Below are 25,203 nucleotides of genomic sequence, written 5' to 3' on the forward strand. Positions count from 1 at the left end.
GCGTAAACCCAGCACGCCCCAGAAGTTTTTGGGTTGTGTATCCCAGTAAGCTCCAAGACATGAGGCTCACCAGCAAAGGCCAGGCCACCAAGCAACGGATCGTCCGTACGGCGGCCGGCCTGATCGCCGAGCACGGTGTCGCCGGCACGAGCATCGAGAACGTCCGTACGGCGGCCGGGGTGAGCGGCTCGCAGATGACGCACTACTTCCACGACAAGCGCAGCCTCGTCCAGGCTGTCGTCGGCCTCCAGGCCGACGCGGTCGTCCGCTCGACCGAGCTGGACAGCTTCGACGCACTCAGGCAATGGGCCAAGCAGCAGGTCCAGCACCAGATCGACAACCACTGCGCCGGCGGCTGCCGCTTCGGCTCCCTCGCGGGTGAACTGGCCGAGAGCGATCCGGCAACGCGGCGAGAGCTGGCCACCGGATTCGGCCGCTGGGAGATCGCGCTCCGCGACGGTCTGCAGGCGATGCGCGACCGCGGCGAGCTCAGGCCCGACGCGGACCCCGACCGCCTGGCGACGTCGCTGCTCGGCGCGCTGCAGGGCGGCGTACTGCTCACTCAGACGCACCGCGATCCCAAGCCGCTCGAGGTGACGCTGGATGCGATGCTGACCCACGTGGAGTCCTACGCCGTACGACGCGGGCAGGGGAACTGAGGTGTCCGAGCAGACCTCTCGGCTGAGCGGGCGTTCGTTGTGGACCCGCGGGATCGCGACGCCGATGCGGGCGTTCCTGCGGACCGAGGCGGGCAGCTCCGGCGTACTCGCGGCGGCGATCGTGCTCGCGCTGCTCTGGGCCAACCTGATGCCGGACACGTACACGAGCTTCTGGCACACCGACTTCTCGCTGAAGCTCGGCGACGAGGAACTGAGCCTCGACCTGCGCGAGTGGATCAACAGCGGCCTGATGACGCTGTTCTTCCTTGTCGTCGGGCTGGAGGCGCGACGCGAGTTCGACCTGGGCGACCTGCGCGAACGGAGCCGGTTCGTGCTGCCGGTCGTCGCCGGCGTCGCGGGGATGATCCTGCCGGTGCTGATCTTCGTCGCCTTCAACGCCGGCGGTGAGGGCTCGCACGGCTGGGGCGTCGCGATGTCCACCGACACCGCGCTCGCGCTCGGCCTGCTGGCGCTCGTCGGTCGCGGAGTGCCGGACCGGGTCCGGGTGTTCCTGCTGACCGTCTTCGTGGTCGACGACCTGATCGCCCTCCTGGTGATCGCGGTCGTCTACAGCGAGGACATCTCGATGATGCCGTTGCTGGCGGCAATCATTGCCTTCGGCATCATCTTCGCGCTGTCCCTGTATGGCGTCCGCAATCCCGTCGTCTACGTGTTCCTCGGCATCCTCACCTGGGCGGCGCTGCTGACCTCGGGGGTCGACCCGGTGGTCGCCGGTCTCGCGATCGGGCTGATGGCGCCGGCGTACTCGCCGGGCCGTGACGACCTGGAGCAGGCGAGCGGCCTGTTCCGGCTGTTCCGCGAGCAGCCGACGCCGGAGCTGGCGCGCAGCGCGACGCTCGGGCTGACGTCGACGCTGTCGCCGAACGACCGGCTCCAGCACTTCTACCACCCGTGGACCAGTTACCTGATCGTCCCGCTGTTCGGCCTGGCCAACGCGGGGATCCAGATCGACGTGGACTTCCTGGGCCGGGCTTTCACGTCGCCGATCACGCTCGGCATCATCTTCGGGTACACGTTCGGCAAGCCGATCGCGGTCACGGTCAGTTCGTGGGCGCTGACCCGCTTCACCAAGGGCAAGGTCAAGCCGCTGGTCGGTTGGGTCGGCGTCCTCGGCAGCGGCACGATCGCCGGCGTCGGGTTCACCGTGTCATTGCTGATCGCAACATTGGCGTTCGAGGGTGACGCACTGGCCGAGGCGAAGGTCGGCCTGCTGTCGACGCTGGTGATCGCGTCGGCGGTGACCTGGACGGTCTTCCGGCTGGCGAAGCTGCTCTCGCCGCCGAAGAAGGCGGCCGCGATGCTCGGTGACGCCGAGCAGCTGGTCGACCTCGTCGACGCTGTCGACCAGTACTGCGACCACGTCCGCGGCCCGGAGACCGCGTCGGTGACGCTGGTCGAGTACGGCGACTTCGAGTGCCCGTACTGCGGACTCGCGGAGACCGTCGTCCGCGACCTGCTCAAGGACGACGACCTGCGCTACGTCTGGCGGCACCTGCCGCTGACCGACGTGCACCCGCGCGCGCAGATCGCGGCCGAGGTGTCCGAAGCCGCGGCCGCGCAGGGCAAGTTCTGGGAGATGCACGACCTGCTGCTCGCGAACCAGGACAAGCTCCAGCCCACCGACCTGATGGGCTACGCCAAGCAGCTCGACCTGGACGACGACCGGATCCACGACGAGGTCAAGCGCCACGTCGCGGCCGGCCGGGTCGCGCGCGACGTCGAGACTGCCGATCTGAGCGGCGTCTCCGGCACCCCGACGTTCTTCATCAACGGCCAGCGGCACTACGGCGCGTACGACATCGAGACGCTGACCAAGGCGATCAAGACCGCCCGCGCCCGGGCACTGGTCGCCGAACGCAATGGCAGGAATTCGTAGTACGACGTCATTTCTGCCACTTCCGACGCCGTACGCCGGTCAGCCACGCTGGGGACTCCATCTCGTGAAGGAGTCCCCATGTCAGCTGTCCTCCAGGTCCCGCCGGCGCCGTCGCAGGCCGCCGTCGAGCACTTCGCCGCCCGGCTCGCCTTCGAGACCGACTGCTCCGACGTCGCCACGGACATCGGCGCCGGAGTCGACGGCTGGATGCTGATCGACACGCGCAGCCAGGAGAGCTGGGACCAGGGTCACGTGCCCGGCGCGATTCACCTGCCCACGCGGGAGATCCAGGCGCGCGCGGCGGCCGTCGTACCGGCCGGACTTCCTGTCGTCACGTACTGCTGGGGGCCTGGTTGCAACGGCGCAACGAGGGCCGCGCTGGAGTTCGCCAAGCTCGGGCACCCGGTGAAGGAGATGCTCGGCGGCTTCGAGTACTGGACCCGTGAAGGCCTTCCGGTGGAGACCAAAGAAGGGATCAGTCGCCGGGCGGTCGACCCCTTGGTCGCGCCGCGCGGAGTCGCCTGCGCCTGCTGACCGTGTCGAGAACGCTGGCCCGTCTCCGACGTAGCCGGTATGACAGAGAACATGACGGAACGCAGAGTGGTCGCGTGGACGAGTGTTTCCCTGGACGGGTACACCAGCGGGCCGGACGGCCCCGAGCACGACTCCTGGCTCTACGAGCACGCGATGAAACCGCAGACGACGGCGTACTTCGAGTCGGTCTGGCGTGGGGTCAGCACAGCCCTGCTCGGGCGGACGAACTACGTCGGCTTCCACAGCGTCTGGCCCGGGATCACAGCGGATCCGGAGACCGACGATCGGACCCGGGCGCTGGGCCAGTGGCTGAACGACGTGGAGAAGATCGTCTTCTCACGCACGCTGGAGAAGGCGGAGTGGAACAACTCCCGGATCTCCGACGACCTGGAAGGCACGGTCCGCGAGCTGAAGGCGCAGGACGGCGGCGACATCATGATCGTCAACAGCGTCAGCATCATCCAGCAGCTGCTGGCCGCCGACCTGGTCGACGACCTCCGGTTCGCGATCGTGCCGGCGATGGTCGGCGGCGGTCTGCGGCTGTTCGGCGAAGGGCTGCCGGAGTCGCGCTGGGCGCTGGCCGAGACGACCGCGCTCGAGCACGGCGCGGTCGGGCTGCACTACCGACGGAGCTGAACCAGTGCCCAGGGCTCAGTGTGAGGCGAGATAGTCCGCGTTGCCGCGGATGGCAGCCTCGTACCGCTTGAGCTCCGCGGTGTCGACGCGGTCGGCGATCACCAGCAGGAGCGAGGCGAGCGCCTTGTCCTTGCGGCCGGCCGCGTTGAGCGTGAGGGCCTTGAAGACCCGCAGCGAGTCCGACTCCGGGAACTCCTGGCAGGCCTTGGTGAACACCTCGAGCGACTCGTCGAAGCGGCCGAGGTTGCGCAGGGTGCTGCCGTACTGCAGCAGGCAGCGGCGCTTGGTGTCGCCGGTCAGGCCGGGCAGCGCGCGTTCGTAGTACACGATCGCGCGCTCCTCCTGGCCGTCGGTGTCGTACGACCCGCCGACCTCGTACAGCACGTACGGGTTGTTCGGGTGCTCGCTCAGCAGGTCCTCGAAGAACGCGATCGTCGGTGCCATGTTCGCTCGGTTCCGCCGTGCGAACGCTTCCTCGATGGTCGCCGCCAGCTCCGGCGTCAGGTCTTCACTCACGGCAACCATCATGCCCCTACAGGTCGATGACCACGTCGTCGGCCGGTCGTGCGCAGCACGGCAGCACCTGGCCGAGCGCCGCCGGCTCGAGCGGGTCGGGGGAGTAGGCGACGTCGCCTGCGACCAGATCGGTCACGCAGGTGTGACAGACGCCGGTCCGGCACGACCAGCGCGCTGGTACGTCGCACGCCTCGGCCAGCTCCAGCAACGAGCCGTACTGCTCCGACCAAGGCACCGACAGCCCGCTCCGGGCGAACGTGACCAGCGGGCCGGTGCCGGGCTCACCGGCAGGAGCATGCGGCGGTACGACGGTCTGCCCGACCAGTCCCGGGTTGATCGGCGGCAGCGTGCCGAACAGCTCGGTGTGGATGTGGTCGGGCGCGATCCCTGACTCGGCGAGGAGCCCGCGTAGGTCGTCCATGAACAGGGTCGGGCCGCAGATGTACGCCGTCGCGTCCTTCGGTACGCCGAGGGCGCGCAGCTCGTCGGGCGTCGGGCGGCCGTTCGCGTAGACGTACCGGTGCATCTCGGGGAGTGCGTCCAGCAGGCCGTCGACCTCGCTGGTGAAGGCGGGGTCGCGGGTCACGTGGATCCACCAGACCGGGCGAGCCTTTTCAGCGGTCGCCAGGGTGTGCAGCATCGCGAGGACCGGCGTGATCCCGATGCCGCCGGAGACGAGGAGGACAGGGCCATCGTCTTCCTCCAGCACGAAGTCGCCCCGCGGCGCCGCCACGTCCAGCGTCATCCCCGCGGTCAGCTGCTCGTGGATGTACCTGCTGGCCAGGCCGTCGCGCTTGACGCTGATCCTGTACGCCGTACCGCCAGGTGCTGACGAGAGCGAGTAGCTGCGGACGGCTGGGCCTGGCACTCGGACGGTCAGGTACTGGCCTGGCCGGTACGACGGGAGCTCGTCACCGCTGAGCAGGACGGAGACAACGGACTGACTTTCGCGCACCACTTGTTCGACCTTGAGCGGGCGGAAGCCTGTCCAGCCCGGTCTCGCTGCGCCGTCTCCGGCCGGCGCGCGGCCGGCTTCGTCCGCCTTCTCCACCAGCTCGCGGAACGACTGCTGCCAGCCCGGGCTCAGCGCCGGGATCCGCAGTGTCGCGCGCAGCTTCTCCTCGTCACGGTCCGGCAGGTACAGCAGCCCGTCGACGTCCGCGACCGACAGCTCCTCCGGACCGACCCGCGTCCGGACGATCTCGTCGCCCGCCTCGACCACGCCCTCGGTGATCACCCGCAGGTAGAAACCCGGCCGCTTGTGGCCGACCAGCAATGACGGCAGCTCGGGCTCACCCATCCGCATCCCCACGCGGTAGCACGTGACGCGCGGCTGGGTGACCTCGAACTCCGCCGTACCGATCCGGTACCTGTCGCCGATGCACACCTCGTGGTCGGGCAGCCCGTCGACGGTGAAGTTCTCCCCGAACGCGCCGTACTCGAAGTCGTCGCGACCGAAGTGCTCCTGCCAGTGCCGGTACGAGTCCACCTGGTAGACCAGTACGGCGCGGATCTCGCCGCCGTGGCCGCCGAGATCGCCCTGGCCGTCGCCGTCGACGTTCAGCCGGCGGACCATCCGCGGCCCGTCGACCGCCGACTTCCAGACGCCGGTGTAGACGGTCTTGCCCTGCCACTCGACGTTCTTCGGCATTCCCACGTTGAGTGAGACGAGCGTTGCCATCACGATCCTCCAGCGGTCAGACGGACCCGGTCAGCACCGACCGGACCGTGGTGAATCGAACGGCGCGACCAGTCTCCGTCGGCGCGTCCCAGTCGATAGTCGCTGTCCCGGACAGGTGAAGCGAGGCCCCGGTCGAAAAGTCCACGAACAGCAACGACGCGGTCGCGTCGATCGCCAGGTTGCCGAGGCTGTTGAACATGTTGTTGCCCGGCTGATCGGCCCACCACAGCTCGTCACCGTCCAGGTGCACCGTGCCGCCTTTGTGCGAGCTGTCGGCGCCGCGCTCGGCGTGCGTCGTACCGAGGAAGAAGGTGTCGGAACGCTCGATCAGTTCGCGTCCGAGCAGACCGTCGGCGACCTGGGTCGCCGGACCATCGGTTGCTGGGGGCAACGGCCTGGGATGGATGTACTGCGGGCAGTTGCCGTACGCCTGGTCGGCGGTCAGCTCCAGCGTGTCCGCCGTGCTGACGGTGAGCGTGCCGTTCACGCGGAAGCGGCGGCGGATCGCGAACTCGATCACGATCAGCCCGGCGGACTGGTCGGCCGGCATCAGGTGCAGCGGGTCGCCGGGCGGTGGCGCCGCGTGCACGGTCAGCGTCGTACCGGTTGCTTCGAGGAAGCCCGCGGGTCCATGAAGAGGTGAAGTCCACAGGCGGCCGTCGGAGTCGCGCCCGGTGATGACGGCGAACTCGCGCTGCGCGAGGAACTTCGCGGCGCCGCCGTCGAGCAGGGGTGGGCGCAGCATGCCTTCGAGGCGGGAGGCGTCGTACTCGACTCCGGCCTTGCGCTGGACGGCGCGCTCGCCCTCGTGGAAGCCGACGGCCTGCGCGGCGAAAGTCAGTCCGTGGGTCTTCATGAGTGCTTCCTCGTCTTCTCGTAGTGGCGGGCGACGCGGGTGCGGTTGCCGCAGATCGATCCGACGCACCACTGGCGACGCTTGTGCTCCGCCAGGAACAACATCGAGCACTCCGGGTTCGCGCAGCGCCGCAGCAGGGCCAACTGCTCCGCGTTGGCGAGCAGTTCGATCGTTTCGCGGGCGATCGACGCGAGCTTCGCGTTGCCGCCGTACTCGGAGTGGTAGCGCACCTCGAGCTGCCCGTCCGCGCCGAGCCGAACACTCTGCGGCGCCGACGCCGACGCTGCGTTCAGGTCCTCGATCGCGGTCGCCTCCGGCCGCCGGTCGGTGAGGTGCGCGTCGAGCACCTCACGCACCGCCGAGCGGATCCGTCGGGTCGCCGCGACGTCCGGCGTCGGGCCCTCCGGCAGGCGGCCGGCCTGCAAGGCCCACCACTTGTCGCGCTGCCCGGCCGGCTCCAGCAGATCGATGGTCGGGTCCGGCGCCAGCATTTCCGTGTCGACCAGGTCCAGAGCGGCGAGTCGCTCGCCGCCCATGCCGAAGCCCGCTTCCAGCAGCTCGTTGACATTAGGCCTTGTGCTCATGCCAGCAGTGTACTAATACTTATCTCAGGATTTCAACATTAGAAAGGAACTTCTCATGGGACTGTCCTGGCAACAAGGCCCGCTCGGCGGCGGCGCGATCGGCCGCTTCCTCACCCCCGAACCGCTCCCGGAACGACTCCTGTACGCCGAACGCCTGCGCCGCCGCATGCGCGTCCAGTACGCCGGTGAGTGGATCGCCGACAGCGAGGACGTGATCCTGCTGCACGAGCCCGGCCGCTACCCGGTCGCCTACTTCCCGCTCGCGGACGTTGCCGCCGAGGTCCTGAGCGAGGCGCCGCGCCAGACGCAGCACAAGGACCTCGGGACGACCACCTGGTACACGGTCGGCACGACGGATCGGGCCGCCTGGCAGCACGTCGACCTTCCGAAGTACGCCGACGAACTGGCCGGACGGGTCGCGTTCGCGTGGCGGGCGATGGACGCGTTCTACGAGGAGGACGACCGGATCCTCGGGCACGCGGCGGACCAGTACCACCGGATCGACATCCGGAACACGTCCCGCCGGCTCGAGGTCCGGGTGGGTGATCGCGTCGTCGCTTCCACGCTGCGCCCGGTCGTGCTGTACGAGTCGGGCTTCGCGCCGCGCTGGTACGTGGCACGCGAGGACATCGTCGACGGCGAGCTGACGCCGGTCGAAGGGCAGACGTTCTGCCCGTACAAGGGCATGGCTTCCTATTACGACATCGACGGCGCCGAGCGCGCTGCGTGGTCGTACGAGGACGCGTACGACGAGGTCGGCCGGGTGCGCGACCTGGTCTCGTTCGAGGCCGACAAGGTCGACGTCTTCCTGGACGGCGTCCAACTGCACCTCGAGCCCGGCCAGCAGGTCCGCCCGCACGGCGTCGACCGCGACATCACCGATGGGAAGCACTGAGATGACTCTCGAGAACCGCACTGTCCTGGTGATCGGCCGCCCGAGCGGCATCGCCGCCGCGACGGTTGCTGCCCTGGGCGCGGCCGGGGCTGAGGTGATCCTCGCCGGGCGCACGCTCGACCCGGTCGACGCCGGTACGCCGGAGGCGCGCTCGACCTCCGGCTCCGGGGCGGGCTCCGTTCGGCGGGCTCAGGTCGACCTGACCGACGAGTCGTCGATCGCGGCGCTGGCTGCCTCCCTCGGCAAGGTCGATCACGTGGTGTCCACCGCGTCGGCTCGCGCCCGCGGCGCGTTGGCCGACCTGCAGCCGGAGACGATCGCGTTGTCGTTCGCGACGAAGGTCACCGGTCCGATCCTGCTCGCGAAGCACTTCGCCCCGCTGATGCCGGCCGACGGGTCGTTCGTGTTCTTCTCCGGTCAGTCCGCGCAGAAGCCGATGCCCGGGATGCTCGCCGTCGGCGCCACGAACGGCGCGGTCGACGTCATCGTCCGCTCGCTCGCCGTCGAGCTCGCGCCGATCCGCGTCAACGCGATCTCACCCGGAACGATCGACACCGGCGCGTACGACGGCCTGGGCGCCGAGAAGAAGGCCGCGCTCTTCGCCGATCGCGTCAGCAGCAGCCCCGCCGCGCGAATCGGCACCGCCGACGACATCGCCGCCGCGGTCCTGTTCGCCCTCAGCAACACCTTCGTCACCGGCCACACCCTCCCGGTCGACGGCGGCGAAGCCCTCGTCTGACCCTCGCCCCGGCCAGGCAGCTCTCAGCCCCGTCGCCTGTTTTCCCTTCACCTCAAGGAGTTCCGCGATGTCCACCGATCCGCCGGTCACCCCCGGCTACCTCCAGTTCGAGCTCGTCCCCGTCCCGGTCCGCGACCTCGACCGCGCCAAAGCGTTCTACGCCGACCAGGTCGGCTTCACCCTCGACGTCGACGTCGAGCCGGCTCCCGGCGTACGGGTCGTGCAGTTCACCCCACCCGGCTCGTCCGTCTCCATCAAACTCTCCACCGGCTTCCCGAAGCTCGACATGGAACCTGGTTCGTTGCGCGGCCTCCACCTGGTCGTCGCGGACATCGATGCCGAACGCAACCGCTTGATCGCCAACGGCATCGACGTAGCCCCCGTCGAAGACGTCCGAGGCGTCCAGTTCGCCTACTTCGCCGACCCCGACGGCAACACCTGGACCCTCCAACACCTCCCATGGCGCCCTATTCGCTGACGCAGTCCGTGGCTCCGTTGCGCCATTGGTGGTTGTAGCGGGTCGGGACCTTGGTGGCGAAAGCCTCGACCTTGGTGGGGTCGAAGGCGTCGAGGAGTTGGAGGCGTTGCCAGCCGGTCAGCGCGATGCCGTGGCCGATTGCGGGGTACGGGGCAACGACCACGTCGCGCGGGTACCGGCGGCCGATGGACTCCAGGCGTTCGACGTCGGCAGGTGAGACGTCGTCGGCGTACTGGAGCAGCACGTGGCCGTGCTCGAGAATGTGGACCTGCAGTTCGGGCGTGATCGGGGAGCGGTAGATGCCGGGGATGACGACGCGTGGCGAGTGCGGGCCCGACGTCGGCGGCAGCGTTTTGTAGGGATCGTGGGGAGCACCCTGGTAGGCGATGTGGCGGTTGCCTTCGAAGGGCTGCGGCGTACCGGGCACCTCGTTGCACGGCAGGGCCTGCTTGTCACCGAACTGACCGAGCAACACACCGAAAGCAAAGCTCGACATCGTCAGCACGGACAGCGTGGTGACGAGGATGCCGACCAGTACGCCGTACTTGCGCTTCTTCGTGGTCTTCATCGGGCGGCCTGCCGGCGGTTGCGGACGACGACCCACAACGGCAGGAACACGTTGATCGAGGTGAACAGCAGCAGCACGACGCCCTCCCACCAGTACAGGCTCGCGAACGGCGCGCCGACCAGTACGCCGAACGCCCAGCCGAAGGTGACCTTTGCGCTCGGCAACAAGAAGTGCCACGCGAACCACAGCATCCAGGTGAAACCGGTCAGGTAGAGCAGCCGGTACCAGCGGGCGACGCGGAGATCCTTCGGGCTGGCGTCCCTCAGGATCACCTGCTCGTCGGGCTTGAGCCGCCGGACCAGCTTCTTCAGCGAGAGTCGTGTGACCTGGTGCAGGTTGCCGCAGCCCGTGGCCGTTGCCATCACCAAGTACATGTCGGTCCGCAGGTACGCGAGCGTCTGGAACGCGAGCTTGGCGATCTGGCTGAGCACGACCATCGCGAGCAGCCGGATCAGCCCCGGCGGCAGGTCGATCCACCCACGCGACCAGGCGTACCGCGGAGCAACAGCGGCGAACAGGATCACGCTGTCGATCGCCATCCCGGCCAGGAACGGCCCGTACCGCTTGGCCGGCGGCAACGCCCACAGCCCGGTGAGGTCGGTCTCCAGCACGGGGAAGATCCCGCGGCGTTCGACGCGCAGCCGTGAAGGGATCCCGACGGCCGCACCGGCGAACGCGTGCCACATCTCGTGCACGATCGTCAGGACGACGACCACCAGGTTGGTCACCAGCAGGCTGAGCACGATGTCGGGGAAGATAAAGGTGTCCTCGTACGTCGGCCGCAGGGACGGCTCGACGACGAACATCACCAGCGCGCCGACCAGGCACCCGGCGTACAGGACCCACGCGAACGGCGTGAAGAGCGGCCGGACGAGCCGGGCCTGGATGCGGGACACGGACCAGTGCTTGGCGGCCGCGCGCGGCTCGGTCGTGACGATGCCCGCGTCCAGCAGCACCTCGGCGAAGTCGAGCGCGTCGATCGCTTCCCCGGTCTCCCGTTCGAGCTCCTCACCGGCCTCGGCGACGGTCCGGCCCTGGGCGAACAGTTCAACGAGCCGCGCACCGATCTCCGGTACGACGACGAACGTGCCGGTCGCGGGATCGCCGACGACGTACTCGTCCTCGTCCTCGCGGCGCACGATCAGGTGATCGACGGCGAGCCGGCTGTCGCTCGCGAGCCCGGCGGGCCGCGTCGTCACTTCCTCGCTCACTGGCCGACCCAGCCGCAGGTCCCGCACTTCTCGCCGGGCGTCGGGCGGACGGCGTAGTGGTAGGTCAGGTCGGTCAGGCTGAGGTGGAACATCCGGCCCAGCGTGCTCGGCGGGATGCCGCCGAGGTGGTAGATCGCGTCGAGTGCGGCGAGGTGGCCGGTGAGGTTCGCGGTCGGGGCGATGACGGCGTGGCCCTGGAAGGGGAACAGCTCCTGAGGGTCGAAGCCGTGCTGGTCGACCAGCCGGTCTTTGACACTCGGGAGGCACGCTTGGCAGCAGGTCTGGCCGGGGACGAACAGGCCGACGACGGCCATCGGACCGGCGTACTGGGCAATCATCCAGGGAGTGTTCGTGCGCAGCGCGGCCTCGTTGGTCCAGTCGCGGATCTTGTCCATCGGCTGGTCGGCGCAGAGCACCAGCAGGTCGCGGTCGCGCATCAGGCGGGCGACGTCGTCGGTGCTCTCGACGCGCGTCTCCTCGCCGGTGACCGTGACGTGCGAGTTGATCGCGCCGAGGCGAGTGACGGCGGTCTGGACCTTCGGGCGGCCGAGGTCGTCCTCGGTGTAGAGCAGCTGGCGGGTGAGGTTCCCGGCCTCGACGACGTCGAAGTCGACGCAGTGCACGGAGCCGACCCCGGCCGCTACGAGCGACGACGCGACGGCGGATCCGGTGCCACCAAGCCCCAGTACGACGACGCGGCTGCGCTTGAGCTGAGCCTGTACGTCGTACCGGGAAGGACGTGGGGTCAGGTCGACCCAGGCGTAGTAGTTGAAGGCGCGGTCGTAGCGGTCCAGCTCGTCCGGGCCGAGCTCCGGCGGCGGTGGCGCGGCCGCGTCCTCGACGTACCCGGCGGCGATGATCGTCTCCAGCATGTCGGCCGCCTCGTCGGCGGTCAGCGTCGTGCGCTCGACCAGCTCGGCGACGATCCCGGTGCGGTCACGGGTCCCGTCCATCAGGCCGAGCAGCGTCCACAGGGCGCCGTCCTCGTCGTCGATCTCGGCGCCGATCCCGACCTGCCGGCCCCCGATGTTCACCAGCGTCGGCGTCAGCCGGACCGGCTTGTGGATCCCCTTGATCTTCGGTCGTTCCACGCGTCTCCCCCTCCCCAGGACCGGGCGCACCGGGGCGCGGGTGATGAGCCCGCGTCCCGGTGCCGGCTGAACTAGCCGCAGAGCTCGTTGCGGCAGCCCGGGTCCGAGATGATCATCGCGGTGGTCTCGAGCTTCTCCAGCTTCCGGACCATGATCTTGCGCGGCTCGGGCTTGTCGGTCTTCTTCTCCATGATCGTTCCTCCCATTTGGCAGTGGCGGTTTGCCGTCGTCATGAGAGCACCGCTTTTCCCTGCCGCACAAGGCCCGGTTCTCACGCAGCGTTGTCAAGCGAACGCATCATTGTGGTCGTTCAAATGCCTGCTTGCGGGTAATCCTTTGCTACGCAGGGATCGAGCGCCCGGCCCGCACCCCCGGCGCCGGTCCGTCAGCGGTTTCCCCGGTCATTGCCGCACGCAAAGGTCCCGGGTCGGCAATTTCCCACCCGGTCGCCCCGCGCGGGTCCAGAATCGGGGAATGAACGCCAACGTGCTGCAACTGCGACTGGTCGTCACGGCCCCCGACTACGCCGAGACGGTCGCCTTCTACCGTGACGTCCTCGGCCTGGAGGTCGAGGAGGCCTACACCTCCGAGGAAGGCAGCGTCACGATCCTCGGCGCCGGCCGGGCGACCTTGGAGATCACTGATCCGAACCACGCGGAGTACATCGACCGCGTCGAGGTCGGCCGCCGCGTCGCCGGCCAGTTCCGCGTCGCCCTGCAGGTCACCGACGCCACCGGCACCACCCACACGTTGACCGAGGCCGGCGCCTCGCTGATCGCGGCCCCGACCCGTACGCCGTGGAACTCACTCAACGCCCGCCTCGAAACACCGGGCGGAATTCAGCTGACGCTGTTCGAGGAGCTCGGCTAGCCGGGAGGCTGGAGTGGATCACGTGCGGACGAGGTTCGCTATTTGGTCGGCAACTGCTCCAGGTGCCTCGCGGATCTCGCACTCCCACACGCGCAGAGCGGTCCACCCCAGCTCTTCCGCAGTGCGAACGGCACGTCGATCCCTCGCCTGGTTGGCGCTCATCTTCTGAGCCCAGAGGTCGGCGTTCGGTCCGTTCCGCGGGGTCCACTTGTGGGTTTTGTGACCATGCCAGAAGCACCCATCCACCCATATCGCTAGGCGGTACCGAGGCAGCACGAGGTCGGGATTGCAGCCTCGCGCGAGCCGTCGGTGCAATCGAAACCGAAAGCCGCGGCGATGGAGCTCGCGACGGAGTTCCAGCTCCGGGACGGTGTCTTTGGAAGACCGCCCTCGGAGATGTCGTCCGCGCTCGGTGGCGACCCATCGACGTGCGGGATCCCCCGAACCTGATTCGCTCGTGCCGGCGACGTTGTTCGATTCCACAATCGTCATCATGCAGGGCGACACGTTCGATGATCGAGTCGCTACGAGGGCCGGAACACTCTGGTAGGTTCGCACCGGTTCGTAGGCGAGGGGATGGGGGGCGTCGATGACGCTCGAGGTCAATCAACACGTTGCCAAACTGCGGAGATTTCAGCCGTTTCAGACAGACAGCGCCGAACTGGTCTACGAGCACACCAATCCGAATGATCCTCATTTCGAGGCCGTCGCGCTCGAGTTTCTCACTGATCTGATCGAGCGGCCGGAAGTTCGCCTGATCGTGTTGACCGGGGATGCGGGACACGGGAAGACGAGCCTTTGCGCGCGCCTTCTGCAGCGGCTGGGGAGGGACCCGGTCGAGGCACACCAGACCATCCGAGATCTCGACACCAGCGCCGAGCCGATCGCCAAGACCGTCGGGGGACGTGACATCCGGCTCCTCACGGATCTCAGCGAGGTCGGGCGCGAAGAGGCCGCACCACTTCTGGCTCGCCTCGTCGAGCCCGTCGACGATTCGATTGCGATCGTCTGCGCGAACGAGGGGCATCTTCGGAGCTCGGTGAGCGCGGACGTCACGGGCCGTTCTCAGGTCATCATCGATACGCTGGTCAACGGCATTCAGTTCGGTCTCGTCGCAGGCCCCGATCCCGGTGTTCAGGTGATCAACCTGAACTTCCAGTCGACTGCTCCCGACGGCAAGGACGGCTTGGTGGGCTGGGCGACGCGTGAGTGGTCCGCCGACGGGCGGCGCTGGCGTTCCTGTCAGCGGTGCGACGCTCGAGAATCGTGTCCGATCCTCGCAAATCACCGCAGTCTCTCGGATGGTGATCACGGCGTACGGCGACGAGAGGGAATCCGGAATCTCTTCGCCGCCGCCGAGCGGATGGGAACCGTGATCACCACGCGTCAAGCGCTTGCCATCGTCGCGTACGCGGTCACAGGAGGGCTGGTCTGCGAAGATGTTCACAAGCGGTACACCAAGGATCGGTCGAGTGTCGAATGGCAGTATCGGCACCTGTATCACCAGGCACTCTTCGCTGACCGGCTGACGGTCTCGAAGCGTCGCCAAGTCCCGGCGTTCGCGGCGCTGCGCCGTCTCGACCCGGGATCGGTATCGCTGCGGGCGGTCGACGACACACTGGATCCCGACGATACGACGAGCCAGTTTCTTCCACCGCGCGTCGACGGCGGACGTGGCCCGCGATCGCGGCGCGAAGCGCAGCGTGAGTCGGAGATGATGAGGGCGTTGGTCGCCTACCTCCGTCGTCTGGACTACTTCGAGAGCGGCGACGCCCACCTGCGTCGCATGGGCTTGATCTCCGGCAGCGAGTTCGTCGCGATCGCCACCGGAGCGACGGCGAGTGTCGAGGTCCGCGACCGCCTCCTCCGAGGGCTGGAAGCGGCACAAGGAGTACGTCGGCCCGGCGAACCACCCGATTTCTTGGTTCTCGACCCAGCGTTCTTCTCTCATCGCAACCGAGCGGCCGTGATCGCCGAGCGGATTCACGGCCGCAAGGTGGATGTGCTGTCTCAGTTCGCTTACTGGAGAGATGCGGGCCCGGGCGTTCTCAGCCTTCCGATCGCTGTCGACTGGTCGAGCAGGGCTGTCTATCTCCAAGTCTCGGGGTCGCGCAAGACGATCACTATCGCGCTGGATCTGATGCGGTTCGAGTTGTTGAGGCGGTGGGCAGCCGGCCTGACCACCCGTGGCCAGTACGAAGCGGAGACGCGCAGCTTGACCCGCGCGCTAGCAGAACTCGTGCCGACCAGCTCGAGTACCGACGACATCGACGTCCTGGTCAACGGAGAGCGTCGCTCACTCACCATCGACGTCGGTGATCGTATTCGCTCTGGGGGAGCATGATGGCCGCGCACGATCGCGGAGGCGCGGACCTCGTGAAGGACGTCTTCGGAGTCAATCTCCAAGAGCAAGGTCGGGGCTTCTACGTGGCGCTCGAACTGCTGGCGATCATCCGTGGGGTTCTCAGTCACTCCCCGGACGAGCTCTTGTCGCCGAATGCTGCGCCGGTGACCTACGATCGCCACTCCCACGATCTGGCACGACGTATCGCGGTCGGCGACTCAGTGTCCGAGGCGGAGCTGGCGGTGGCTGTCCAAGGGGCGGACACGATGCAGACGTTGGAGGCCCTGCTCGGGTCGCTGCTGGTGGAGATCCCGGGCCGACGAAAAGCTCCACGTTGGTTCGCGGCGCACCTCTACCCGTTCGTCGGAGAGCTCGTCCACTACGACGCCGCGATGCGTCGGGGGAACCCTCAGATCGAGCGCTACGTGTTCCGTGACGGAGGCGGCTGGGCGTACTACACCCTTCGCACGGACGCCGATGCTGAGCGGCGGACCGCCACTCGGGGCGCGCTGACGGAACTGATCGCCGACAGTCAGACGTCGCTCGGGCGCGTCGCCTCGTCCTTGCAGTCTCACGATTTCGCCAGGCCGACACCGTTGCCGGACACGTCCGAAGGTGAGACGGAGACTTTCGGCTCGACGAGCCCGTGGCCGGAGCTGCTCCGCAGCGGAATCCACTCGATTGTCACAAGGACGGGTGCACCGAGAGCCAAGCGGATCGAAGGAATTATGCACTGGGCCCCATACTGTCTGGCGCGTCACGAACTTCACCTGGCTCGCCACCGGCTCGGGTTGGAGAGAGAGGCGATCTTGCTGGACATGACCCGTGACGCCAATCCTCTCCGCCGTCGGTCGCAGGAGCAGCTGGACGAGTTCCGTAGCCAGATCGCCACCTGTCTCACGAATCGAGCTTCCGAAAAACTCGCGGTGGCGATTGACGGAGGAGACGTGGAGGAGGCAGCACGATGGGAGAAGTACGTTCGACCGAACGCCAACTTCACGAGATCCCCGCGGGCCTTCTTCTCCGAGACCCTGGCAGCAGTGGGCGCATTGAACTCGACTGTCGGGCGGAGGCATTTCACGTTCAAAGCACCGTTGCTCGAGGCGCTGGTGGCTGCGCTCGTGCCTCATGGCCGTGACGAAGAGTTCTACACGTTCTGCGCTCGGCTCCACGTCGAGTTGGGCCTGGTTCTCGACGACCGCACAGCGAACTCGGCACAGCTCACGGAATCGATCGATGCTGGTGTGTTCGAGGTCAACGCCGACGCCTTCAAAGCACGTCTTCGCGCAACCGGACTGCTGACGCACTACTCCGACGCAACCAGCATCGTTCATGGAGATCAGCGATGAGCCGCGCGGTTCACGAACTCGTCGGGACGGTGGTGGCGATCACCGCGAAACGTCTGCTCGATCGACGCAGAAACTCGGGCCGTCCAGCATTACGCGTGACAGGTTTTGGTCATCCCGAAGTACTGGCTGCAGTTCGTCACCTCCGAGGGCCCGAGTCGCCGCCGAGCGATTTGGTCGTCAAAGTCGGCACGCGTCTACCGACCGACGGCCTCCCCGAAGACGTTCTCCTCCGCGAGGGACAGACGCTGACGTTCTGGCGCAATCAGAGCGTTCCGGCGATCGTGCTCTTCGACTGGGACGTTCAGAGCGATCAGGAGGGGCTCGCAGCTATCACCAGGCTGGACGATGTCAGTCTTCTGAACGCTCCGGATCGAGACGACACCGACGAGGTCTTCGGGGCAGTGACAAGGACCGCGTGGACTATGGCGGGTGGAGAAGGTGAGCCGTCGGCTCGTCTTCAGACGGTTCTCACAGAGGTACGCGATGCCATCGCTCCTACGGACCGCTTGTCGCTGAGGCGCTGGGCCGCCTACGTCTTGCAGACCTGCGAGTCGGTCAACAGAGCCTCGCTGCGCACACCCGACGTGATCAGCCGAGCGGCAGGAGGGAGCCTGTCCGAGCTCGGCCTCTTCCCGGATTCGGCACTGTTCGACGAACAGAGCACCGCTCGCTCGCGACTCACGAAGAATCTGAACGTCAGCGAATCTCGGCAACCGAGCGGCGCCGGCATCTCGGACGACGACGTCAGCGAGCGCATCGAGAGCGTCGATTTGCCAGCGACTCTGCTCGATTCTCTGGGGTTGACCGTCAGCAGCGCGAGAGCTCTGCTCCGTCAGGTATCGCCAGTTGGGCAGGACGCTCGCGCAAAGGTCGAGCTGCAGCTGTGGCTGCAACTGTTCGACAGAGCCCCGGATCAAAGAGGTCTCGGCGTGCTCGTTCGCGAGGACATCGGTCGGAACGCCTCCGAACGGGTCGCCGAGTTCGACGATCTCGAGGTCGAGCCTGGGCTCAACGAGAGTGACCAGGTAGCGGCGGAACGGTTCGTCCGAGCCGAGCCTCCGGACGGTTCGGCACCTCTGGTCGATCTGATCTCGGCGAAACTCCGCCGACGCGTCCAGAAAGTCGCCTTTCCGGACGCACAGCTGGCCCCTGACCCACTCCGCGCCCTCCTGCACGAGATTCACGTGCTCGACGACGGCGACGAACACGTGGTGGAACTGAAGCTGGACGGCATCGCCGATGCGGCCCCCTGGTCGCGGTGGCTCTTCGCGTTCCTCTACGGCCGGACGCTTGCGCGGGTGCAAGAACTGACGGAAGCCACTCGCCTTCGACTCAGTGTGGATCCCTGCCTTTTCGACCTGGAGCGCCCTGAGAACGATGGTTCCGAAGAGGATCTCGACGTCTCCGACGCCTGGGGTGGACTTCGCCTGGCTGTCGCAGTGAAAGGTGCGGGCGTGCGGCGGTTTCGCTGGGAGCCGCTTGGTGCGCCGGGCCTGCTCGGGTTCGGTGCGATGCTCAGCGGTGTGGCGTTCCAGCCCGGCCAACGTTTCGACGTCGGCTTCGAGGAGTTCTTCGAGCGTTTCCAACTCCCGAGGGACTGGGGGATGGCGGAGCTGGAGGAGAGTGACAGTCCGATCTCGACGCGCTTGGCGGCTCTACGCCGTGACCACGTTGCGAATTGGCGGGACGGGATCGACGCGGATTTGCTCGACGAGTACGTGACGGCCTGGGAGCCGATCATCAACGAAGCACGAACGACGTTGGTCCCGGCGAACTCACCGAACCAAGACCTGGCCGGGGTCGTTCTCACTGACGTCGTGCAGCTGGCGGGCGACCGACTCGTCATGCTCGGGATCCACCCACTACGACTTCGGTGGCTGACCCGGCACTTGCAGCAGATGACGCAGCTCCTCGTTCGTGCGATGACCAACGGCTTGAAGCTGAACGACGAGAACACAGAACTCTTCTTCGAATGGATTCAGCGGATCTCGCCGCACGGCACACCTCCGTTGGTCGTCGGGGAAGACGAAACCGTCGCGATCTCCGTGCGTGAGTCCGGATTCCATGAGGAGTACACGCCGATCAGAGGTCGAGCCGCACATGGCCGCGACTGGTTGGCAGCGGTCGACGACGCTGCCGTCGACGAGTTGGTGAAGGTTGTCGCGTCCTACCTCGACACATATCCTCACAAGCGAGACGGCCTCGCGCTCCTACTTCTGGATCGTGACGGCACCACGCAGTTACCCGTTCGGCTGGCTCGTCGCCTGCGGGCGCGGGTTTCCAGTGTCCGGCTGGAGCTGGTCGTACTCACAGACCGACGCAACCACCACGACGTAGTGCAGGCGTTCGATCGCGAGTTCGGCGACGAGGAACTCGCGGACGAGCGTCTTTTCCCCGATGTTCAGCTGATCCTGCAACACTGGACGCCCGATTCGGACGCACAGCTCGACGAGTTCGAAGACCGCATCGACCTCGTGTTGGCGCCAGCTCTGTTCGGTACGCGGACCACGCTCAACGCCAAGACCAGAGAAGCGAACGCCGGGCTGGCGGGCGCTTACAACCCGCTGCTGCATCGGTCGAGCCACGACCTTCAGGAGTCGAGTCAAAACGTCGTACGAGCCATGCTGCCCTCGCAACGGGATCCTGTCCTGGAGACCTGGTCAACGCTCTGTGTTCGCCACGACGCGCATTCGGCTGTCGCTCCTCAACAGGAGTCGAACACCGACTATTTCGAGATGCAGGTTCGCTTCGACCAGCGACAGCGTCTCTTCGTCGATCTCCATCGAGTCGCACACTGGGTCGTAACTCTCGACGCCTTCATCGGGCGAGACCAGATCGACGCGCTCGAGGACAAGCCGGACGTCATCTTGGTCAGGCCGGGCGTCGGCAAGAACGAGGCCTATACGTTGATCGTGAGCTCGGGGACCGGGCGCAGGTTCGTCGCCAGTCGGCTCAGTCGCAAATTGCTCGAGATGAATATCGCCACGCCGAGCACGGTGGCTCCCATCGCTCAGCGGCTCTACGAGGTCGGCCGCAACGTGGTTCCGGGAGCGGTTCTGCGTGCACTCGGTCTAGGGAGCGCCGCGAACGAGATCGTCGGTCTCGTCGCCAGTCGCTGGGCGGTCGAAGGTCTGGCGCCAGTCGTTTCGGAGCGACCCCACCTCGTGGTCTGGTTGAGTTTCGACGAGCTGCAGGACTGGTTCGGACGAGTGCAGCGAACGCGGGCTGACCTCGGCCGCTTCGTGTTCACGATCGAGGAGGACGACACCGTTCGGCTCGACGTACTGGTCGTAGAGTCGAAGTTTCGTCAGGTGTTCGACGCCGGCACCGCTGAGCAGCAGCTGGATCGTACGATCGCCCTGTGTCGGGCGGCGTTCGACTCCGGCGACGCTCGTCCAGACGATCGCGACTTCTGGATGCAGGAGCTCGCGGCGGCCATCGAACGAACCAGTGCATTGAGCCTCTCGGCTGCCGAGCTACCGGCACGCTCCCTGCACGAGCAGGGAAGGCAGTCGGTCGCGGCGACCATCATGGGTTCGATCCGCAGTGGTGAGCTCAGACTCGCTGATGTTCGTGGCGTGGCGATCGCCATCGCAGCTGGAACCGCGGATCCAGCTCCGGCAACGAGCGAGCTGGGCAGCCATCTTCTGCTTCGGCTCAATCGCCCGGAGCTTCTTAGAGCGATCGACGGCATCACTCGCAGCGAGGAGCCGACAGCGGTCTCGAGCGCCGAAGTCGCCGTATCGGCCGAGGCGACCGTTCCACGAGAAGGCGGCCGATCCGGAAAGAGCGCTGTGACGGCGACGCCGTCCACATCGCAGCCGTCGCCATCAGCTCCTGAAGAGGACGCGTCGACAGCAACCCTGGTATCGAGTCCTGAAGGGGGCCTGGGATCAGACGAGCTCCGGAGTCGGTACGAGCGGTTGCTGGATGTCCTCGATCAGCACAACGTTTCGGTTGTGCCGGCGGCCAACGATCCATGGATCGAAGGGCCGGGTTTCTACGTCCTCCGTGTCGCCCCGAAAACGGGCGTCACTGTTGATCGGATCGTCAATCGCGTCAGTGAGATCGCTCTGGCGCTCCAGCTCCCCGCTGGACTTCAGATCCGTTCGTCTCTCGATCGTGGAAACGTCGTGTTCGAGGTGCCGAAGTCACCCGAGGAGCGCTACCCCGTTCTCGCCCGTGATCTGTGGCAGCGCAGTCCGGTGGACGTCAGCAGACTGGTCGCTCCCATCGGAGTCGACATCGCCGGGCAGCTGGTGTCGATCGAGTTCTCGTCCGCAGACTCACCACACCTTCTGGTGGCTGGAACGACGGGTAGTGGCAAATCGGTCGCCCTGGAGACCATCCTGCACGGACTCTGTCGCTATCCAGCAGACGCTGTACGCCTGCGTCTCGTGGATCCGAAGGGGACAGAACTCCTCGACTTCGAGGACGATCCCCATGTGGACGGCACGATCGGGGTTCACTCGCAGGACGCGATCGATATTCTCGAAACCGCGGTCGAGGAGATGGAGTCCAGGTATCAGGCGATGCGGCCGGTCCGCGCCCGGAGCCTCGTAGACTTCAACAGCGGAGTCGGACCTGAAGAGCGACGTCCCTGGATCGTGATAGTTCTCGACGAGTACGCAGACCTTACGAGCGACCCTTCCGACAAGACACAGATCGAGGCGTTGCTCAAGCGCCTCGCCGCCAAGGCCCGAGCGGCAGGAATACACATCATCGCTGCCACCCAGCGGCCGAGCGCAGACGTCGTTTCGACAACTATCCGGTCGAACCTGCCGGCCCAGCTCGCCCTCCGGGTGAAGACCTCGACGGACAGCCGGATCATCATGGACGAGATCGGAGCAGAGGCTCTCGCAGGACAAGGCGACGCGTTCCTGCGGACCGCTCGAGGCGTCCAACGCCTTCAAGTCGCATGGGTGGACGAGTGACGTTGCAGTGGAGCGCGACCCTAGCGAGCCACCTCCGCTCCGCCCGGCAACGAGTGATTCGGGATGTCCAGGTGATCGGTCAAGGGGGCTCGACTGTTGGTTCGGCGACCCGTCCATTGCCGGAGCTCTCAGAGGGATGCCGGCCAGATCGCTTGTCCCGGCCGTGTGGGGTCGCTCCGCGACGTCGTGACTGGTTGACGTGGGCACCTACTCGGTCAGATCTTCGGGCTTGTGCCGGATCGCCTTGAGTCCTCGGCGTAGCTGAAGCTTCTCAAGGTGATATCGAGTTCGGAGGCGACGGTCAGGTAACGAGGGAATCGGCGGAGTAGTACTCGGCCGCGGACTCCTACTCTGTCGCTGATGCTTAACTCCGCGGTGGAACCCGCGGGCGAACAGTCGGGTAGCGGGATTCAGCTGACGCTCTTCGAGGAGCTCGGGGACTGAGCCCGGTAGAGGTCGCGCAGCAGCGCGATCTCGGCGCCGTGGTGAAGCAGCTCCCGCTGGACATGCAGCACGATCGCGACCACGGGCCAGCCTTCAGTCGCGGTGTCCTCGGTCAGCCCGTCGACACCAAGCCGCCGTACGCCGTCCATCCACGCGGCGTAGGCGTCGTCCAGTTGCATGAGCGCCTCGGCCGCCGTACCGGCGTACGGGAAACTGGCGAAGTCAACCGGCTCCCCACCAAACTGCGGCATCGCGCGCATACCGAGCAGCACCACAACCAAATGCCCGATCCGCCAGGAGATGGTCGTAACGGGCGCCGGCTCAGGCGGCGGCACAGCAAAGTCCGCCACGAATCGATCGCCATCAGGCCGCAGGTTCCAGGCGTCCGGCACCGGCTCCCAGAAGTACTCGTCGTCACCCAGACCCACCAACCGCGGACGCAGCTGGCTCGTCCAGTGGGTCTCGACCTGCTGACGAATCTGCGCGTTCCAATCCATCGCCGCAGTCTGCCGACGGACAGGGCCGAGGATCAAACACTTTCTTCAAAGTCGCGGAGGAGAGGGGTAACGCAAGAGCACTTTCCGCCGATAGGCCGGTAGACGCTGACACGCGTCGCCAGGGGGCGTTGTGGGGGACAAGAGAACAGACCGGCGTACGGCGTACGTGATGGCTGTTGCGGTACTAGGGGTGTGCACCGGCTGCGTCGTCAACGCGCCTGCGAGCGCGCCCGCGGTCAGTACGACGGCCGCCCCGGCTCCTGTGGTCATCACTGAGACGCCACCACCTGTGGTGGTCACCACGACGGCCGTTCCACCCGCGCGCAGTGTGTCCGCGAGCGGTCCTGGCGTCTACACCTTCACGCATGACGGAGTGACCGGCACGATCCAGATCCCCGCCGACCGACTGGATCCCCGCCTGCAGAAGTACGGCGACTACCGCCGGCTCGCGAAGGCGGCTGCGGTCACCTACTTGATCGCTCAGGTCGACAACCAGTCCGACGACAGCGCCAACCTGTACAAGGTCGTCGTCGTCACGGCTGCCGGTCAGCAGATCGAAGCAACCTCGATCGCCGACTACGTCGACCGCTGGCGGAACGCCTTCGCCGACGACGCCGCGAAGTACAACCGGGGGATCGAACTCTCCAACAACAGCCACTTCTACCTGCACCCCGGCGCCAAAGGAACCGCGATCCTCGCCACCAGCCAACCGATCACCTCGGTCCAGCGCGTCTTCGTCTACCCCACCGGCATCTACCCGGCCGTTGAAGCCCACAGGCTCAAGTGAGTGCAGTGAACTGACCTGCAGAGGATCACCAGCCGGTACGCCGGTTTGCCGCGCTCTGCCGGCAGCGACAGTGATTTGAAAGTGGGCTCTGTTTGGCTGCGGGGACAGCCTTCGAGACAGAGGAGTCGAATCGTGGAGATCAGACGTTCGCTGTTGGTCGCGGTGATGGCCGGCGCCATGGTGACAGGCGGTGCGGCCGGAACCGCGAGTGCTGCCGGGCAGCCCCCGGCCCCGGCGGCTCGCGCTGCCCCGGTACAGACCACCACTGCTGCACCGTCGGTCGAGTTGGCGTGGCGGTTCTATGCGTCGTACACAACCAAGGCAGGCTGCGACGGCCGAGGTCGCAAGGGGCAAGGCGGGGGCTGGACCTGGACGGCCTGGTACTGCGAGCTCTACTCCCCGGGCGTCTGGGACCTGTACGTCAACTGACCAACGCCGGCCCGCGGCCTCTCGGAGGCGGCGGGCCGGCGGGCTGTCAGAGGTCGGTGTTTTGACGGATGCTGGCGTGTGGCGGGGGCTGCTGGACTCGATGGTCTCAGCCCCTCGTGAAGCAGGAGAGTCAGATGAGTGAGTCGTACGACGTGCCGGATGCTGCGACGGATCTGCGGATCGAGCGGCGGGTTCGGGAGTTCCTGGCGGAGGTGAACAAGGACTCCTCGCCGTACTGGTTGTTGCCGGGGGAGCAGGTGCGGGGGACCTTGGCGGGGTTGCAGGCGAGTGTGGACGTGGATCTGGGTGGGGTGGAGGTCGAGGAGCGGGACGTCGAGGTCGACGGGGTGAGGGTGAAGGTCTGCATCCAGCGGCCGGAGGGCAGTAAAGAAACGTTGCCGGTGATCTTGTTCCTGCACGGCGGGGTGTGGATCGCGGGGGACTTCGGCAACCATCAGCGGCTGACGCGGGATCTGGTGGTGGAGACCGGGTACGCCGTGGTGTTCGTGGAGTACACGCCGATCCCGGACGCGGTGTTTCCGCGGCAGCTCGAGGAGTGTTACGCCGCGCTGCGGTGGATCGCGCAGGAGGGCGCGGAGGCGAGGCTCGACGCGTCGAGGATCGCGGTCGCGGGGAACAGCGTCGGCGGCAACCTGAGTGCCGCGCTCACGCTCTACGCGCGCGACCACGACGGCCCGGCGATCAAGGTGCAGCTGCTGCTCTACCCGGCGACCGACGCGCAGCTCGACACCGAGTCGTACAAGGAGTTCGCCGAGGGCCGGTTCCTGCCGCAGGCGTTCATGCAGTACGGCTGGGACACCTACGCGCCCGACGAGGCGACCCGGCACAACCCGTACGCCGCGCCGCTGCGGGCGCGGCCCGATCAGCTGCGCGGGCTGCCGCCGGCGATCATCCACACCTCGGGCAACGACATCCTCCGCGACGAGGGCCAGGCGTACGGGCACAAGCTCGACGAGGCCGGCGTCGATGTCGTGTCGGTGATGTACGTCGGCCAGATCCACGACATGGCGTTGCTCAACCCGATCCGCGACCTGCCGTCGACGCGGGCCGAGTTCCGGCACGCGGCGGCCGACCTGAAGCACTACCTGGAGGCGTAGTACCAGCGACGGGGTCGTTCGATCGCCGTAGCGGTCCCGTCAGGTTTGGCCTATCTTCACCCTGATGCCTTCCTCCCGCGGTAGAG

General features: G+C 66.9%; 23 protein-coding genes. 14 read left to right on the forward strand and 9 right to left on the reverse strand.

Features of this window, described 5'->3' with window-relative positions; genetic code table 11:
* The first annotated feature begins 59 nt into the window (after window positions 1-59).
* The 4 genes from ACYVIO_RS10585 (at window position 60) to ACYVIO_RS10600 (ending at window position 3,726) form a co-directional block, all read left to right on the forward strand.
* A complete protein-coding gene (locus tag ACYVIO_RS10585) occupies window positions 60-659 on the forward strand; it encodes a TetR/AcrR family transcriptional regulator (protein WP_460650497.1) in 600 nt (199 codons plus the stop codon).
* Window position 660: 1 nt separating this feature from the next.
* Window positions 661-2,556 carry a Na+/H+ antiporter NhaA gene (gene nhaA, locus ACYVIO_RS10590; RefSeq protein WP_460650498.1) on the forward strand — a complete coding sequence of 632 codons (1,896 nt, stop codon included), beginning with the start codon at window positions 661-663 and terminating at the stop codon, window positions 2,554-2,556.
* 78 nt (window positions 2,557-2,634) lie between these two features.
* Window positions 2,635-3,090, forward strand: a complete 456-nt coding sequence (locus ACYVIO_RS10595) for a rhodanese-like domain-containing protein (RefSeq protein ID WP_460650499.1) — start codon at window positions 2,635-2,637, stop codon at window positions 3,088-3,090.
* Window positions 3,091-3,141: 51 nt separating this feature from the next.
* Window positions 3,142-3,726 (forward strand): dihydrofolate reductase family protein, encoded by a 585-nt coding sequence (locus tag ACYVIO_RS10600; protein ID WP_460650500.1) that lies wholly within the window; start codon window positions 3,142-3,144, stop codon window positions 3,724-3,726.
* 15 nt (window positions 3,727-3,741) lie between these two features.
* On the opposite strand, the gene ACYVIO_RS10605 is transcribed toward ACYVIO_RS10600, so the two are convergent.
* The 4 genes from ACYVIO_RS10605 to ACYVIO_RS10620 are packed head-to-tail and all read right to left on the reverse strand — an operon-like array spanning window position 3,742 to window position 7,363.
* Complete coding sequence (locus ACYVIO_RS10605) at window positions 3,742-4,251, reverse strand: tetratricopeptide repeat protein (RefSeq protein ID WP_460652080.1); 510 nt, start codon at window positions 4,249-4,251, stop codon at window positions 3,742-3,744.
* A gap of 7 nt (window positions 4,252-4,258) precedes the next feature.
* A complete protein-coding gene (locus ACYVIO_RS10610; protein ID WP_460650501.1) occupies window positions 4,259-5,923 on the reverse strand; it encodes an MOSC domain-containing protein in 1,665 nt (554 codons plus the stop codon).
* 16 nt (window positions 5,924-5,939) lie between these two features.
* Window positions 5,940-6,779: a pyridoxamine 5'-phosphate oxidase family protein gene (locus ACYVIO_RS10615; protein WP_460650502.1), complete on the reverse strand. Its 840-nt coding sequence runs from the start codon at window positions 6,777-6,779 to the stop codon at window positions 5,940-5,942.
* Complete coding sequence (locus tag ACYVIO_RS10620; protein WP_460650503.1) at window positions 6,776-7,363, reverse strand: CGNR zinc finger domain-containing protein; 588 nt, start codon at window positions 7,361-7,363, stop codon at window positions 6,776-6,778. The genes ACYVIO_RS10615 and ACYVIO_RS10620 overlap by 4 nt, the downstream gene beginning before the upstream one ends.
* Before the next feature lie 55 nt (window positions 7,364-7,418).
* On the opposite strand from ACYVIO_RS10620, the gene ACYVIO_RS10625 reads away from it, so the two are divergent.
* From ACYVIO_RS10625 to ACYVIO_RS10635, 3 genes are all read left to right on the forward strand, one after another.
* Window positions 7,419-8,258 carry a DUF427 domain-containing protein gene (locus ACYVIO_RS10625; protein ID WP_460650504.1) on the forward strand — a complete coding sequence of 280 codons (840 nt, stop codon included), beginning with the start codon at window positions 7,419-7,421 and terminating at the stop codon, window positions 8,256-8,258.
* Between the two features lies 1 nt (window position 8,259).
* The gene (locus ACYVIO_RS10630) at window positions 8,260-8,997 is read left to right on the forward strand and encodes an SDR family oxidoreductase (protein WP_460650505.1); all 738 of its coding nucleotides are present in this window, start codon (window positions 8,260-8,262) and stop codon (window positions 8,995-8,997) included.
* A 67-nt stretch (window positions 8,998-9,064) separates the two neighbouring features.
* On the forward strand, window positions 9,065-9,475 hold the full coding sequence (locus ACYVIO_RS10635; protein ID WP_460650506.1) for a VOC family protein: 411 nt from the start codon (window positions 9,065-9,067) through the stop codon (window positions 9,473-9,475).
* Here ACYVIO_RS10635 and ACYVIO_RS10640 read toward each other — a convergent pair.
* From ACYVIO_RS10640 to ACYVIO_RS10650, 3 genes are read right to left on the reverse strand one after another with little or no spacing between them, the layout of a single operon-like run.
* The gene (locus ACYVIO_RS10640; RefSeq protein ID WP_460650507.1) at window positions 9,465-10,043 is read right to left on the reverse strand and encodes a DUF3105 domain-containing protein; all 579 of its coding nucleotides are present in this window, start codon (window positions 10,041-10,043) and stop codon (window positions 9,465-9,467) included. The genes ACYVIO_RS10635 and ACYVIO_RS10640 overlap by 11 nt on opposite strands.
* A complete protein-coding gene (locus ACYVIO_RS10645; RefSeq protein WP_460650508.1) occupies window positions 10,040-11,254 on the reverse strand; it encodes a hypothetical protein in 1,215 nt (404 codons plus the stop codon). The genes ACYVIO_RS10640 and ACYVIO_RS10645 overlap by 4 nt, the downstream gene beginning before the upstream one ends.
* Window positions 11,251-12,345: a HesA/MoeB/ThiF family protein gene (locus tag ACYVIO_RS10650; RefSeq protein ID WP_460650509.1), complete on the reverse strand. Its 1,095-nt coding sequence runs from the start codon at window positions 12,343-12,345 to the stop codon at window positions 11,251-11,253. Before ACYVIO_RS10650 ends, ACYVIO_RS10645 begins: the two co-directional genes overlap by 4 nt.
* 474 nt (window positions 12,346-12,819) lie before the next feature.
* Here ACYVIO_RS10650 and ACYVIO_RS10655 point away from each other — a divergent pair, with 474 nt between their 5' ends.
* Window positions 12,820-13,215: a VOC family protein gene (locus ACYVIO_RS10655; RefSeq protein ID WP_460650510.1), complete on the forward strand. Its 396-nt coding sequence runs from the start codon at window positions 12,820-12,822 to the stop codon at window positions 13,213-13,215.
* An 18-nt stretch (window positions 13,216-13,233) separates the two neighbouring features.
* Here the strand turns inward: ACYVIO_RS10655 and ACYVIO_RS10660 are convergent, their stop codons facing one another.
* Complete coding sequence (locus tag ACYVIO_RS10660) at window positions 13,234-13,710, reverse strand: very short patch repair endonuclease (protein WP_460650511.1); 477 nt, start codon at window positions 13,708-13,710, stop codon at window positions 13,234-13,236.
* Between the two features lie 94 nt (window positions 13,711-13,804).
* Here ACYVIO_RS10660 and ACYVIO_RS10665 point away from each other — a divergent pair, with 94 nt between their 5' ends.
* From ACYVIO_RS10665 to ACYVIO_RS10675, 3 genes are read left to right on the forward strand one after another with little or no spacing between them, the layout of a single operon-like run.
* Window positions 13,805-15,559, forward strand: a complete 1,755-nt coding sequence (locus ACYVIO_RS10665; protein WP_460650512.1) for an ATP-binding protein — start codon at window positions 13,805-13,807, stop codon at window positions 15,557-15,559.
* Window positions 15,560-15,591: 32 nt separating this feature from the next.
* Window positions 15,592-16,908, forward strand: coding sequence for a hypothetical protein (locus ACYVIO_RS10670; RefSeq protein ID WP_460650513.1), 1,317 nt, complete (start codon window positions 15,592-15,594; stop codon window positions 16,906-16,908).
* Window positions 16,905-21,842, forward strand: coding sequence for an FtsK/SpoIIIE domain-containing protein (locus ACYVIO_RS10675; RefSeq protein ID WP_460650514.1), 4,938 nt, complete (start codon window positions 16,905-16,907; stop codon window positions 21,840-21,842). The genes ACYVIO_RS10670 and ACYVIO_RS10675 overlap by 4 nt, the downstream gene beginning before the upstream one ends.
* A 410-nt stretch (window positions 21,843-22,252) precedes the next feature.
* Here ACYVIO_RS10675 and ACYVIO_RS10680 read toward each other — a convergent pair whose 3' ends face one another.
* Window positions 22,253-22,783, reverse strand: a complete 531-nt coding sequence (locus ACYVIO_RS10680; protein ID WP_460650515.1) for a DinB family protein — start codon at window positions 22,781-22,783, stop codon at window positions 22,253-22,255.
* Window positions 22,784-22,913: 130 nt separating this feature from the next.
* Here ACYVIO_RS10680 and ACYVIO_RS10685 point away from each other — a divergent pair, with 130 nt between their 5' ends.
* The 3 genes from ACYVIO_RS10685 (at window position 22,914) to ACYVIO_RS10695 (ending at window position 25,117) form a co-directional block, all read left to right on the forward strand.
* Window positions 22,914-23,570 carry a hypothetical protein gene (locus ACYVIO_RS10685; protein ID WP_460650516.1) on the forward strand — a complete coding sequence of 219 codons (657 nt, stop codon included), beginning with the start codon at window positions 22,914-22,916 and terminating at the stop codon, window positions 23,568-23,570.
* 132 nt (window positions 23,571-23,702) lie between these two features.
* Window positions 23,703-23,999 carry a hypothetical protein gene (locus ACYVIO_RS10690; protein WP_460650517.1) on the forward strand — a complete coding sequence of 99 codons (297 nt, stop codon included), beginning with the start codon at window positions 23,703-23,705 and terminating at the stop codon, window positions 23,997-23,999.
* Window positions 24,000-24,133: 134 nt separating this feature from the next.
* On the forward strand, window positions 24,134-25,117 hold the full coding sequence (locus ACYVIO_RS10695) for an alpha/beta hydrolase (protein ID WP_460650518.1): 984 nt from the start codon (window positions 24,134-24,136) through the stop codon (window positions 25,115-25,117).
* Window positions 25,118-25,203 lie beyond the last annotated feature (86 nt).

It is taken from the genome of Kribbella endophytica (genome assembly GCF_054781295.1).